This window comes from Peptococcus niger (assembly GCF_900101835.1).
Classification (GTDB): domain Bacteria; phylum Bacillota; class Peptococcia; order Peptococcales; family Peptococcaceae; genus Peptococcus; species Peptococcus niger.
The window spans coordinates 67444-79670 of the sequence record NZ_FNAF01000005.1; the positions used below are offsets into that span (position 1 = coordinate 67444).

The window sequence follows — 12227 nt, forward strand, 5'->3', positions numbered from 1 at the left end:
ATAGGAAAATTCTTCTTATTCATTTCTTTTATCTCCCCCAATTTTTCCATCGACTATTGTAACAATGCGATTTGTTTGTAGGGCTATTTCTTCGTCATGGGTGATTAATATAATTGTTTGTTTTAAGGTTCTATTGAAGTATTTAAAAATTTCTATAATTTCCTTAGAATTTTTCCTGTCCAAATTACCTGTTGGTTCATCCGCTAATATTATAGATGGATTATAGATAAGACTTCTAGCTATGGCAACTCTTTGCTGCTGGCCTCCTGATAACTCACTTGGAAAAGAGTCAAGTTTACTTTCTATACCAAGTTTTTTTACTATATTTGAAAATTCATCTTGATTTATTTTTCTTTTATCAAGTTTTAATGGAAGTTCTATATTGTGACGAACTGTTAAATTTGGTATCAAATTATAAAATTGATAAATTAGTCCGACTTTCCTTCTCCTGAAGTAGGCTAATTCTTTTGAAGAATACTTTGAGATGTCGTTACCATCTATATAAACCTTACCATCATCCGGACTATCTACTCCTCCTATGATATGTAGAAGGGTTGATTTACCAGATCCACTTGGTCCGACAATGGCAACAAATTCTCCTCTTTCTATTGTAAGGTCAACTCCATCTAGGGCCACTACCTTGGAGTTTCCCTCTCCATATTCTTTTCTTAGGTTTTCTACTTTTAATATTTCCATAACTGCCTCCTTTTTCTTATGTCAAGGTAAGCATATAAAAGTAAAGTGATTTCTAGGTGACATTGTAAAATTTTATTTCAAATCTTGCTCCAGCATCAATATTTGAAACAGAAATTTCTCCGTTGTTTTTTTCCACAATTGTCTTCGCCATAGCAAGGCCAATTCCAAAACCATTTGAGTCGGGCGTTTTATAAAAGCGTTTAAAAATTTTTTTCATATTCTCTTTTTCTATTCCTCCGCCATTGTCTTCAATGGTTAAGTTTGTATATAGGGGATTTTTGTTTGATGAAACCACGATTTTATCACAAGTCGGTCTATTATCAGCATTTTTAAGAATATTAATTATAGCTTCTGCCAGCCAATAAAAATCTCCACAAATACAATTTTCCTTTAAACTTTCTGCTACTTCTACATTAGTGGATCTCTTAAAGTCTAAACTATCTAAAGCATAAGCCACTAATTCATCTAAACAAATTTCTTCTTCTTTCATTAAATCTTTGTTTGCATCCAGGCTTGATAGTTTGAGTAAAATATCTGATAAAGAGTTTAATCTTAAGAGTTGTCTTTTTAAAATCTCTATATCATCAATATCCGGAAAGTCCATCTCCAAACTCTCTATGGAAAAAAGCATAGATGTGATAGGAGTTTTGATTTGATGAGCGATGTCTTCTAGGTATTCTATTTGCTTTTCGCTATTTTTGCTGGTGGTTTCCTTGGCTTCTACTATTTCTAAAAAAAGCTTATAAATTTTATCCTCTAAAATTGAAAAATCATCTTGTTTCATTGGGATTTTGTAGTCCTGATTTTTCATATTTTCTATCAGATTTATAAGGTCATTTATCCTGTTTTTCTTTCTTGATTCTAAAAAATAATAAAGAAGTCCCAAACTTATTATCCAAAATACATATACCATCTCAATCCATCCTATAACCAATTCCTCTGACAGTAGTGATAACTTCCCTATCAAGCTTTTCTCTGATTCTCTTAATAGTTGATGTAAGAGTATTGTCATTTACAAACTTATCCCTGTCTTCCCAAAACATTTCTAACAGCTGACTTCTGGTATAAACTCGGTGGGGATTTTTAATAAATAAAACTAGGATTTCATATTCGAGTGGAGTTAGCTCTATTTGATTATTTTTAAAATAAACTTCTGAATCATTTAAATCTATTTTGATATCCTTGTAAGTAATTATTTTGTCTTGACTTAAAGGTATTGTCCTTAAAACTGCATCAATTCTTGCCCTTAATATTGCAAGAGAAAAAGGCTTTGTTAAGTAATCATCTGCTCCTTGATCTAGGGCAGCAATTATAAAATCTTCGTCATTTTTAACTGTTGTTACAATCACTCTTATGTCCTTATCTTTCAATCTTTCTATCAAATGTTGACCATCTTTATCTGGTAGATTTATGTCTAATAGTGCCACATCCATGTCTACATTCATCTTATAGCTTGCTTCGTAAAAAGATGATGCAAGCTCTACTTCATAACCATTATTAACCAAGTACTTTTCCATTTGCAAAGCAATTTCTTTGTTATCCTCTATAATCAAAACACTCTTCATTTTAACCCTCTCATGTATCAATTTTGAAATCTATTAAATTATTATGTTCTATAACTTGCATCTATAGGCAAATTAAGACTATAGAGCAGTAATCATATTTATAGTACACCATTATCACTTATATTAAAAACAGACCCTTAACAGATCTGCTTGCTTTTAAATATTTATTTTATTTTATTTTCTCAAGAAGAGAAACTGATTCCACATGATCTGCATGTGGATATCAGTTGACAATTGGGGTATAATACTAAAGGACGTGATGAATACCTAGAAAATATAAGGAGTGACCTACACATGGACATTATGCAGCAGCTAACGGATCGCATTCGGGGGAAGAACTTATCAATTGTTTACCCGGAAGGGACAGATATCCGCATTATTGAAGCAGCTGCGCGTCATGCGGCAGACGCTATTTTAAAACCGATTTTAATCGGTAATCCTGAAGAAATCAGCCGCGTTGCCGGGAGTAAGAACATCGGCTTGGCAGATTTGGAGATCATTGATCCTGCCACTTATCCTGAATTTGACGCCATGGTGGATGCCTTTGTTGAACGCCGCAAGGGCAAGGTGCCGCCGGAAAAAGCGCGCGACATGCTTAAGGATGAAACCTATTTCGCCACCATGCTTGTTTATCTTGGCAAGGCTGACGGGATGGTCAGCGGGGCTGCCCATTCAACGGCGGATACCATTCGCCCGGCCTTGCAGATTGTTAAAACAAAACCGGGTGTATCCCGTGTTGCCGGGGCCATGGTTTTCGTAAAAGGGGAAGAGCGGATGCTCTATTCCGATATTGCGGTCAACATCACCGTTGACGCTCAGGCCATGGGCGAAATTGCTGTGGAAAGTGCAAAATTTGCCCGGGTGTTTGACATTGACCCGAAGGTGGCCTTGTTGAGCTTTTCGTCAAAAGGGTCTGCCGTATCGCCGGAAAGCGAAAAGGTGGCGGAAGCTACGAAAATTGCCCAGCAGATTGCGCCGGACCTGCCCATTGACGGGGAATTGCAATTTGACGCCGCCTTGGTGGAATCGGTCGGACAAAGCAAGGCACCTGGCAGTAAAGTGGCAGGTCATGCCAATGTCTTTATTTTCCCGAGCTTAGATGCCGGCAACATCGGCTATAAAATTACCCAACGCTTGGGTGGCTATGAAGCCTATGGCCCCCTCCTGCAAGGCTTGGCTGCCCCGATCAATGATTTGTCCCGCGGTTGCTCTGCTGAAGATGCCTATCAAGTGGCGATTATTACTGCCGCTCAGGCATTGATGGACTAAATCTTAGCATTGTCGAGAAGGGGTTCCTTCTCGACATTTTTATGAGCGGATATCCCGGCTGAAGGTGTATCCGCTTATAAAAATGTCGTGGACAAGGGGGGCTTGGCGTGTCTTACATCAAAGTGCAGTACGTCCTTCCGACCGATGCCGAATGGGAGGCGGCCTTGTTGTTTTTTAGCGAGGCCTTCCCGGAAGGGTTTGAACAGTACGATCCCAGAGATATTTTAGACCGGGTTGGCGGTGATGAGTGGGATGCCCATGAATTTTCCGTGGCGGACTTGTGGGCAGAACGGCCGACTTTGACCGCTTATTGGCCGGCGGAAGACCGGGCTGGCTTGGCGGATATTTGCCGCCGCTGGCAAGCGGCGGGCTTTAGCGGAGACTTGACGACGGAAGGGTATGACTTGCCGCCGGCCGATGCCTGGCAAGCCCAATTTAGGCCGATAGTCGTGACAGACCGGCTTGAAATTTGTCCCCATTGGTGCCGGCCTTCAGGCGGGTGTGCGGTTGTGGTTCTGACCGATCCGGGCATCGGCTTCGGTACCGGGACGGATGAAACGACGCAGCTGGCCTTACGGTTGTTGGATGCGGCGGATCTTGCCGGCAAGCGGGTTTGCGATGTGGGCTGCGGCTCAGGTATTTTGGCGGTGACGGCCAAGAAATACGGTGCGGCAGAGGTTCTGGCCGTGGACAACGACGACCAGGCGGTTGCTGCAGCGGCGCATTTGGCAGCGCTCAATGCGGTGGAGCTTAAGAGCCAAGCCAGCGATTTGCTGGCCCAGGTGCCGGGTCGCTGGGATGTGCTCGTTGCGAACATCGTTACAGATGTGCTGTTGCGGTTGCTGCCGACGGCATCGGCCAAGCTGTCGCCGGGAGGACACTTGCTCTTGTCCGGGATTCATAAAGACCGCTTGTCTGATATTCGTCAAGCGGCAGAGGCTGCCGGATTTGTGGAAACAAGGGCCTTGACCGGGCAAGACTGGTGCGGCCTGGGACTCAAGAAAGGATGACGATGGGAAAAACACTGAAGAGCTTGGCAGAAGTGCTCCAGGCGGCGGGCCTTTTGCTGGCACAAACAGGTGATGGCGCCCGGCTGGAGCTGTCGGACATCCAGTATGACTCGCGCCGCGTAACCAAAGGGACCTTATTTTTATGCAAGGGCGCCCACTTCTCACCGGCCTATCTGACCGCTGCCGTTGACCGGGGGGCCTGCGCTTATTTGAGTGATCGGCCTTACCCTGAGGCCGGGGCGGACCTTCCCTTTTTGCAGGTTAAGGATATTCGGCAGGCGCTGGCGGTGACCGCCAATTGGTTTTTTGATGCGCCTTGGCGGGACTTGCACATGATGGGCGTTACGGGAACAAAGGGCAAGAGCACCACGGTAACCATGGTCAAGGCCATCTTCGATGCGGCTGCCGAGGAAAGCGGGGCCCCCCTTTGCGGGATTACGTCATCGGTCTGTAATTTTGACGGCGTCCGGGAAGAGGCATCAAAGCTCACCACCCCTGAAAATATTGACCTGTACCGGCACTTGGCCAGAGCACGGGAGGCCGGATTGCGGCACATGGTGGTTGAGGTGTCCAGTCAAGCCTTGAAATATCACCGGGTTGGGGGCATTCGGTTTGATGATGCGGTTTTTTTGAACATTGCACCGGACCACATTGGCCCTATTGAACACCCGTCATTTGAGGATTATTTTACCAGCAAGCTCTCTATTTTTGACCGGGCAGACCGCGCCTTTGTGAACCAGGAAAGCGATGAATTGCCGCGAATTATGGCGGCTGCCCGCCATTGCCGGCAAGTGGTTCGCTTTGGCCTGCATGAAGGCGACTACATCGCAGAAGACCTTAGGGCCGATGCAAAGGGTTTGACCTTCAACCTTGCCTTTGATGGCGGCATCCAGGCCTTTCACCTGCCCATGCATGGGCGGTTCAATGTTGAAAACGCCCTGGCGGCCATTGCCTTGGCCCACAAGGCCGGCATCCCCCTGACTACTTGCGCCAAGGCCCTGGCGGGCATCAAGATGACCGGGCACATGAGTTACCTGCAGGAGGCTGGCATTACCGTGGTGGTGGATTATGCCCACAATGAAATCAGTTTCCGCCGGGTGCTGGAAACGGTTCGGCAGGATTTCCCTGACGCGCCGATCTGGCTGCTTTTTGGGGCGCCGGGCGATAAAGCAGAAAGCCGACGGCCGGGCATGGGGCGGGTGGCCAGCCTGGGGGCTGATCATATTATTTTAACGGCAGATGATCCGGCAACGGAGGAGGTCGCGGCCATTAACGACAGCATTTGCCGGGCCTTTGAAAAGAAGGTGCCGGTGGAAAAGATTGAAGACCGGGCCACAGCTGTTCGCCATGCCGTTCAGACGGCCCCGGAAGGCGCCGTGGTGCTCCTACTCGGCAAGGGCTATGAAACCTGTCAAAAGATTAAGGGTGAACGGGTGCCCTATGCCGGAGATGAAGTAGTGGCCAAGGCGGCCTTGCTGGCGCGTAAAGTTTAGAATGCGGAGGAATATATGAATATTATTGCAGAAACCAGAGCCACAGTGATGGCGCGGATTCAAGAGGCCTTTCAAGCGGCGGTGGCAGACGGCGCCTTGCCGGCCACCGACTTGCCGGAATTTGTGGTGGAACAGCCAAACGATAAAAGCCACGGCGATTTTGCCAGTAACCTTGCCATGCAGCTGGCACGCCCGGCGCGGATGAACCCGCGGGCCATTGCCCAAGCCTTGGTGGACCGCCTGGACACATCGGCGCCGATCGACCATGTTGACCTGGCCGGGCCGGGCTTTATTAATTTTACCTTGACGGCCGATTATCTGACGCCGGTTTTAGCAGCGGTTCAGGCGGAAGACCGGGACTACGGTAAAAGTGATGTGGGCGGCGGGCGGCGCGTCCAAGTGGAATTCGTCAGCGCCAACCCGACCGGTCTCCTGCATATGGGCAACGCCAGAGGGGGCGCCTTGGGGGACGTTTTGGCAGGCGTTCTGAACCTGGCTGGCTACCAGGCGGATAAGGAATATTACATTAACGATACCGGTAACCAGGTGAACCTCTTGGGGCGCTCGGTGGAGGCGCGGTACTTTGAAGCCCTGGGCCAAGGCGATGCCTACCCCCTGCCGGAAGACGGCTACCAAGGGGCGGATATTGCTGAAACCGCCCGGCACTTGCTGGCCCAGGACGGTGAGGTCTATGTGAACATGGACCGGGATGAGCGCTTGGCTAAAATGACGGATTTTGCCTTAAAGGAAAAGGTCAAGGGCATTCGTCAGGGCCTGGAAGCCTTTGGCGTGTCCTATGACCACTGGTTCAGCGAAAAAAGCCTGCACGAATCCGGTGATGTGATGGCGGCAATCGATGCCTTGCGCGACCGGGGCTATGTTTACGAAAAAGACGGCGCCCAATGGCTGCGCTGCACCGATTATGGTGCGGAAAAGGATGAAGTGCTGGTGCGGGCCAACGGCATTCCGACTTATTTTGCGGCAGACATCGCCTACCATAAAAATAAATTCGACCGGGGCTATGACGATTTAATTAACATTTGGGGCGCCGACCACCACGGTCATGTGGCGCGCTTAAAGGGGGCCTTGACCGCTTTGGGCTATCCGGGGGACCGGTTGACCGTTATCCTCATGCAGCTGGTCCGCCTCTATCGGGATGGCGAATTGGTGCGGATGAGCAAGCGTGCCGGCGAATTTGTCACCTTGGAAGAGCTCATTGAAGAAGTCGGCCGTGAGGCGGCGCGCTTTTTCTTCAGTATGCGGTCGCCGGACAGTCCGCTGGATTTCGACTTGAGCCTGGCCAAGAAGCAATCATCGGATAACCCGGTCTATTATGTTCAATACGCACATGCGCGGATTTGTTCCCTGCTTTCGGCTGCCGGAGAGCCGGTGCGCCCGGCGGCAGAGGTGGATACCGCCTTGCTAAAAGAACCGGCAGAAGAAGCCTTGCTGGAAGCCATTGCTGCCTGGCCGGAAAAAGTGGCCTTGGCGGCACGTGAATTGGCACCCTATCATTTGGCATATTATGCAAAAGACCTTGCCAATGCTTTCCATACTTTTTACAATGGGTGTAAGGTACTGACAGACGATGCTGAACTCAAAGCGGCCCGCCTGCTTTTAGCAGACTGTGCCCGCATCACCTTACGCAATGTATTGCTGCTCTTGGGCGTTAGCGCCCCGGAACGAATGTAAAGGAGGACATTATGGCTTTAGTGAATGTGGATACCTTGTTACAGGCGGCTGAAGAAGGCGGTTACGCCGTCGGCGCCTTTAACTGCAACAACATGGAAATTGTACAGGCAATTATCGGTGCAGCGGAAGCGGAAAAATCTCCGGTCATCATTCAAGCCAGCCAAGGGGCCATCAAATATGCCGGTCTCAATTATATTGTGGCCCTGGTGCGCACTGCTGCCGAAGCTGCCAGCGTTCCGGTGGCCCTGCACCTGGACCATGGGACCAGCTTTGAACAAGTGATTCAGTGCATTGGCCGCGGCTTTACCTCGGTTATGATTGACTGGTCAAAGCATCCCCTGGAAGAAAACATCCGGGTGACCAACCAAATCTTGCAAGTGGCCCGGCCCTTGGACGTTTCTGTTGAAGCGGAATTGGGCAAAATCGGCGGCACCGAAGACAATGTTGTTGTCAGTGAGCGGGAAGCCAGTTTTACCGATCCGGACGAAGCGGCTTATTTTGTTAAAGAGACCGGGATTCGGTCCCTGGCAGTTGCCATCGGTACGGCACATGGCCAGTATAAAGGCGAACCGAAGCTGGACTTTGACCGGTTGACCACCATTAAAGAAAAAGTGGGCATTCCCATTGTGCTGCACGGTTCTTCCGGTGTGCCGGATGCGGCTCTTAAAGAAGCCATTGCCCGTGGTGTGCGTAAGATTAATATTGATACCAACCTCCGCGAAGCCTTTACAGACGGCGTTCGTGAAGTATTGGCTGAAAAGCCGAATGAAATCGATCCGCGTAAAATTTTAGGCCCGGCGCGTGAAAAAATGCAGGCGCGGGTGGTGGAAAAAATTCGCATTTTCGGTTCAAACGGCAAAGCGTAAGGAGTCTTTAAGATGGAAAGAGAACTGGTTATTGAATTTTCGCGTGTCACGGAAGCGGCTGCGATCAATTGTACCAACTGGGTCGGCAAATTGGACAAGATGGCCGCTGACGGTGCAGCGGTAGAAGCCATGCGCCATATGTTTGAAACGGTGGCCATTACCGGTACCGTCGTCATTGGTGAAGGTGAAATGGACGAAGCCCCCATGCTTTACATTGGTGAAAAAGTCGGCCTAGGCGGCGATGAAGTGGACATTGCCGTTGATCCCTTGGAAGGCACCAACCTGGCGGCTAAAAATCAACCGGGTGCTATCACTGTTATGGCGGTTTCCGATGCCGGCGGCCTCTTGCATGCACCGGATATGTACATGGATAAAATCATCGTCGGCCCCGGCGCAAAAGGGGCCATCGACATTGAAGCATCTGTGGAAGAAAACCTTAAAAATGTGGCCCAGGCCCTGGGTAAGCCCATGGACGAGCTGACCGTCTGCTTACTTGACCGGCCCCGCCATGAGCACATTAAACAGGCCGTAAAAGCCCTGGGCGCTCGCGTTCAGCTGATTACCGACGGCGATGTATCCCCGGCCCTGTCCTGCTGCTTCCCGGAAAGCGGCATTGATATGGTCCTTGGGATCGGTGGGGCTCCGGAAGGCGTCTTAGCTGCCGCTGCCGTAAAATGCATGGGTGGTGACATGCAGGGCAAATTAGCCCCTGAAAATGACGAGCAGGTGACCAGGGCAGAGGCCATGGGCACCAGTTGTGATGAGGTCTTAACCTTAAATGACCTGGTGCGCAGCGATGATGTCATGTTTGTGGCCAGTGGGGTCACCACCGGCAGCATCTTAAAAGGCGTCAAGCGCGACGGCGATTTTATCACCGTCAACACCGTCGTCCTACGCCATAAAACCGGTACGGTGCGCTTTTTGGACAGCCGCTACCGGTTGCCAGTCAGCTAAGGTCATCATTCTTCAGCTCCGTCTCTTGCAGACGGGGCTTTTCTTCTGGCCATATAATCGGTTGGTTGCTTGGCGGTGCCCTTGTTGGAGAAAGGCCTGCCCACAGATTAACTTGGCAAGGGACGGGGACTTATGTTTAGAAGATTCTCCTGCCAATAAGCTTGACAGGCAGATAGCAATCTGTTAGAGTCAATGTACAATCCCATATAAGATGTGCGAGAGGGCGCGAGTGCGATGAGTAGGGTTTACCTGAAAGGCGGGCTCGCCGAAGTGCTATGGTGCTGGGCTTATGTCGAATAGGCATGAGACTGTCGCAAAAAGGTTGCCCAATCTTTTTGCGAGGAGCTTTCACATCAAGGGCAAAAGGTAAATTTTCAGCACCCATGAGGCAAATCCTTTTGCTCATGGGTGCTTGTTTTTTTAGGAGTAGACTGGGAAAGGATGAGTGCATGGAAGGATTTTCAAATTTTAAAGATGAGGGCGGCCGTTTAAAAATAGGGGACTGCTATGCGGCGGACCTGGCTGAGGAATACGGCACCCCCTTGTACGTCTATGATGAGCAGGCACTGCGCAAGCAAGCCCGGACCTTTGTGGACTGCTTTAACAGCGATGCCTTTACTAGCCGAATCCTGTACGCGTCCAAAGCGGCGAGTTTTACGGCCTTGATTGCCTTGGCCAAGGAAGAAGGCCTTTGCCTGGACGTGGTCTCGGAAGGTGAATTGTACACGGCCTTGGCGGTAGACTTCCCGCCGGACCGGATTATTTTCCACGGGAACAATAAATTGGACCGGGAATTACGGATGGCCTTACAAGCACAGATTGGCTTTATCGTGCTGGATAATTTATCGGAAGCCCGGCGCTTGTCCGCCCTTGCAGCTGAAGAAGCTTGCCCTGTGGATGTCTTGCTCCGGGTGAACCCGGGGGTGGAAGCCCATACGCACGCTTACATTAAAACCGCCACCAGTGACAGCAAGTTCGGCATTGCTTTGGATGAAGCGCCGGCTGTCCTGGCCGAGATTGCTGCTTTAGACCGGCTGAACTTGCGCGGGGTCCACTGCCACATCGGGTCTCAAATTTTTGCAGCGGATGCCTTTTTAAAGGCGGCCCACCTGATGCTGGACCTGATGGCGGCTTTAAAGGCGGAAGGGCTGTCCCTGGATATCTTAGACTTGGGCGGCGGCTTTGGTGTCTTTTATGAAACCGGCGATGCGCCCTTTGCCCTGGCACCCTTTCTCCGGCAATTGGCCGCGGATATTGCAGATGAAGCCCAGCAGCGGGATCTCAGCTTAAGGGAAGTCTGGCTTGAACCGGGCCGGAGCATGGTGAACGAGGCCGGGCTGACCCTCTATAGGGTGGGCGATGTGAAGCGGCTGAAAGACGGCGTCAATTATGCCTTTATCGACGGTGGCATGGGGGACAACATGCGGGTTGCCCTTTACCAGGCCGGCTATACGGCCGTTCTCGCCGACCGGTTACGGGATGCGGCGGATGAAAATTGGCGGGTGGCCGGCAAATATTGTGAAAGCGGTGACGTTCTCATTAAGGATAAGCCCTTGCCGACGCCTCAACCAGGTGATATCCTCGCCATCTTGGGCACCGGCGCTTATACCTTCAGCATGTTTTCCGGCTACAACCGCCTCCCCCGCCCGGCGGTGGTCTTTGTTGACGGCAGCCGACACCAGGCCGTCGTCCGACGTGAATCCTTAGAGGATATTTTGCGAAACGACATGACTTTATTGGCAAATGATTAAAGCGACTATAGATGCAGTAGACTTACAGAAAGGAAGATAGATATGCACGTATTTACAGGTTCAGGTGTAGCCTTGGTGACCCCCTTTAAGGACAATGGTGATGTGGATTTTGACGCTCTCGCCCGGCTTTTGGATTTCCAGCTTGAAAATGGGACCGATGCGATTGTTATTTGCGGCACCACCGGTGAAGCTTCGACCTTGACCGATGAAGAGCAGATTGAAACGGTGGCCTTTACCGTCAAGCACATTAACGGGCGGATTCCCGTTGTGGCCGGTGCCGGTTCCAACAATACCGTCCACGGGGAAGCCTTGAGCCGGTCCCTGGAAGCGGTCGGCGCCGATGCCCTCTTGCATGTGACGCCTTATTACAATAAAACATCACAAAAAGGGCTGTATGAACACTTCTCTGCCATGGCGCACAGCGTGCACATCCCCATTATTCTCTATAATGTGCCGGGCCGCACCGGGATGGACCTGAAACCGGAAACGGTTGCTCGTTTGGCAGCCTTTGACAACATTGTGGGCATTAAAGATGCCACCGGCAACTTGGCCACCACCGTGGACCTGCGCAACCTCTGCCCGCCGGACTTTGATATTTACAGCGGCAATGACGATGTGACCGTTCCGGTCTTATCTTGTGGCGGCGCCGGCGTCATTTCCGTCCTGGCCAATATTTTCCCTAAAGAAGTCCACGATATTTGTGCCTTGTGGCAGGCCGGCAAGCTGGCCGACGCCTTAGCCCTGCAGTGCCGCTTCCAGAAATTGGTGCACATTTTATTCTCCGAGCCGAACCCGATCCCCGTCAAGGCAGCGGTCCATATGCGCGGCCTGCCGGGAGGCGGTTACCGGGCACCGATGACCACCCCTGCAGATGCAACCTTGCAGGCCTTGCGGGATGAATTGCAAAGCCTGAAAGCATTGGAGGCCTAAG

The 12227-nt window shown here is 50.3% G+C and carries 11 protein-coding genes and 1 riboswitch; of the genes, 8 read left to right on the top strand and 3 right to left on the bottom strand.

Translation table 11 applies throughout. The annotated features are described in order from the left end of the window. Positions 1-15: 15 nt before the first annotated feature. From BLQ16_RS05430 to BLQ16_RS05440, 3 genes are read right to left on the bottom strand one after another with little or no spacing between them, the layout of a single operon-like run. Positions 16-696 carry an ABC transporter ATP-binding protein gene (locus BLQ16_RS05430; protein ID WP_091791735.1) on the bottom strand — a complete coding sequence of 227 codons (681 nt, stop codon included), beginning with the start codon at positions 694-696 and terminating at the stop codon, positions 16-18. A 52-nt stretch (positions 697-748) separates the two neighbouring features. Further along, complete coding sequence (locus tag BLQ16_RS05435) at positions 749-1609, bottom strand: sensor histidine kinase (protein ID WP_091791736.1); 861 nt, start codon at positions 1607-1609, stop codon at positions 749-751. Position 1610: 1 nt separating this feature from the next. Then, positions 1611-2261, bottom strand: a complete 651-nt coding sequence (locus BLQ16_RS05440; RefSeq protein WP_091791737.1) for a response regulator transcription factor — start codon at positions 2259-2261, stop codon at positions 1611-1613. A 294-nt stretch (positions 2262-2555) separates the two neighbouring features. On the opposite strand from BLQ16_RS05440, the gene pta reads away from it, so the two are divergent. The 8 genes from pta (at position 2556) to dapA (ending at position 12226) form a co-directional block, all read left to right on the top strand. After that, positions 2556-3530, top strand: coding sequence for a phosphate acetyltransferase (gene pta / locus BLQ16_RS05445; RefSeq protein WP_091791738.1), 975 nt, complete (start codon positions 2556-2558; stop codon positions 3528-3530). Between the two features lie 107 nt (positions 3531-3637). Then, positions 3638-4540, top strand: a complete 903-nt coding sequence (locus tag BLQ16_RS05450; protein WP_091791739.1) for a 50S ribosomal protein L11 methyltransferase — start codon at positions 3638-3640, stop codon at positions 4538-4540. A 2-nt stretch (positions 4541-4542) separates the two neighbouring features. Beyond that, positions 4543-6033, top strand: a complete 1491-nt coding sequence (locus tag BLQ16_RS05455) for a Mur ligase family protein (RefSeq protein WP_159427996.1) — start codon at positions 4543-4545, stop codon at positions 6031-6033. A gap of 15 nt (positions 6034-6048) precedes the next feature. Next, on the top strand, positions 6049-7725 hold the full coding sequence (argS, locus tag BLQ16_RS05460; protein ID WP_091791741.1) for an arginine--tRNA ligase: 1677 nt from the start codon (positions 6049-6051) through the stop codon (positions 7723-7725). Between the two features lie 11 nt (positions 7726-7736). Continuing rightward, positions 7737-8591, top strand: coding sequence for a class II fructose-1,6-bisphosphate aldolase (locus BLQ16_RS05465; RefSeq protein WP_091791742.1), 855 nt, complete (start codon positions 7737-7739; stop codon positions 8589-8591). Positions 8592-8603: 12 nt separating this feature from the next. Next, complete coding sequence (gene glpX / locus BLQ16_RS05470) at positions 8604-9545, top strand: class II fructose-bisphosphatase (protein ID WP_091791743.1); 942 nt, start codon at positions 8604-8606, stop codon at positions 9543-9545. Between the two features lie 209 nt (positions 9546-9754). After that, a riboswitch (Lysine riboswitch) is annotated at positions 9755-9901 on the top strand. 93 nt (positions 9902-9994) lie between these two features. Beyond that, on the top strand, positions 9995-11296 hold the full coding sequence (gene lysA, locus BLQ16_RS05475) for a diaminopimelate decarboxylase (protein WP_159427997.1): 1302 nt from the start codon (positions 9995-9997) through the stop codon (positions 11294-11296). Between the two features lie 42 nt (positions 11297-11338). Next, positions 11339-12226, top strand: coding sequence for a 4-hydroxy-tetrahydrodipicolinate synthase (gene dapA, locus BLQ16_RS05480; RefSeq protein ID WP_091791745.1), 888 nt, complete (start codon positions 11339-11341; stop codon positions 12224-12226). The last annotated feature ends 1 nt before the right edge of the window (position 12227 follow it).

Coding starts and splice junctions, on each gene's coding strand:
- BLQ16_RS05430 (WP_091791735.1), bottom strand. CDS start 696: ATGGAAATATTAAAAGTAGAAAACCTAAGAAAAGAATATGGAGAGGGA.
- BLQ16_RS05435 (WP_091791736.1), bottom strand. CDS start 1,609: ATGGTATATGTATTTTGGATAATAAGTTTGGGACTTCTTTATTATTTT.
- BLQ16_RS05440 (WP_091791737.1), bottom strand. CDS start 2,261: ATGAAGAGTGTTTTGATTATAGAGGATAACAAAGAAATTGCTTTGCAA.
- pta (WP_091791738.1), top strand. CDS start 2,556: ATGGACATTATGCAGCAGCTAACGGATCGCATTCGGGGGAAGAACTTA.
- BLQ16_RS05455 (WP_159427996.1), top strand. CDS start 4,543: ATGGGAAAAACACTGAAGAGCTTGGCAGAAGTGCTCCAGGCGGCGGGC.
- argS (WP_091791741.1), top strand. CDS start 6,049: ATGAATATTATTGCAGAAACCAGAGCCACAGTGATGGCGCGGATTCAA.
- BLQ16_RS05465 (WP_091791742.1), top strand. CDS start 7,737: ATGGCTTTAGTGAATGTGGATACCTTGTTACAGGCGGCTGAAGAAGGC.
- glpX (WP_091791743.1), top strand. CDS start 8,604: ATGGAAAGAGAACTGGTTATTGAATTTTCGCGTGTCACGGAAGCGGCT.
- lysA (WP_159427997.1), top strand. CDS start 9,995: ATGGAAGGATTTTCAAATTTTAAAGATGAGGGCGGCCGTTTAAAAATA.
- dapA (WP_091791745.1), top strand. CDS start 11,339: ATGCACGTATTTACAGGTTCAGGTGTAGCCTTGGTGACCCCCTTTAAG.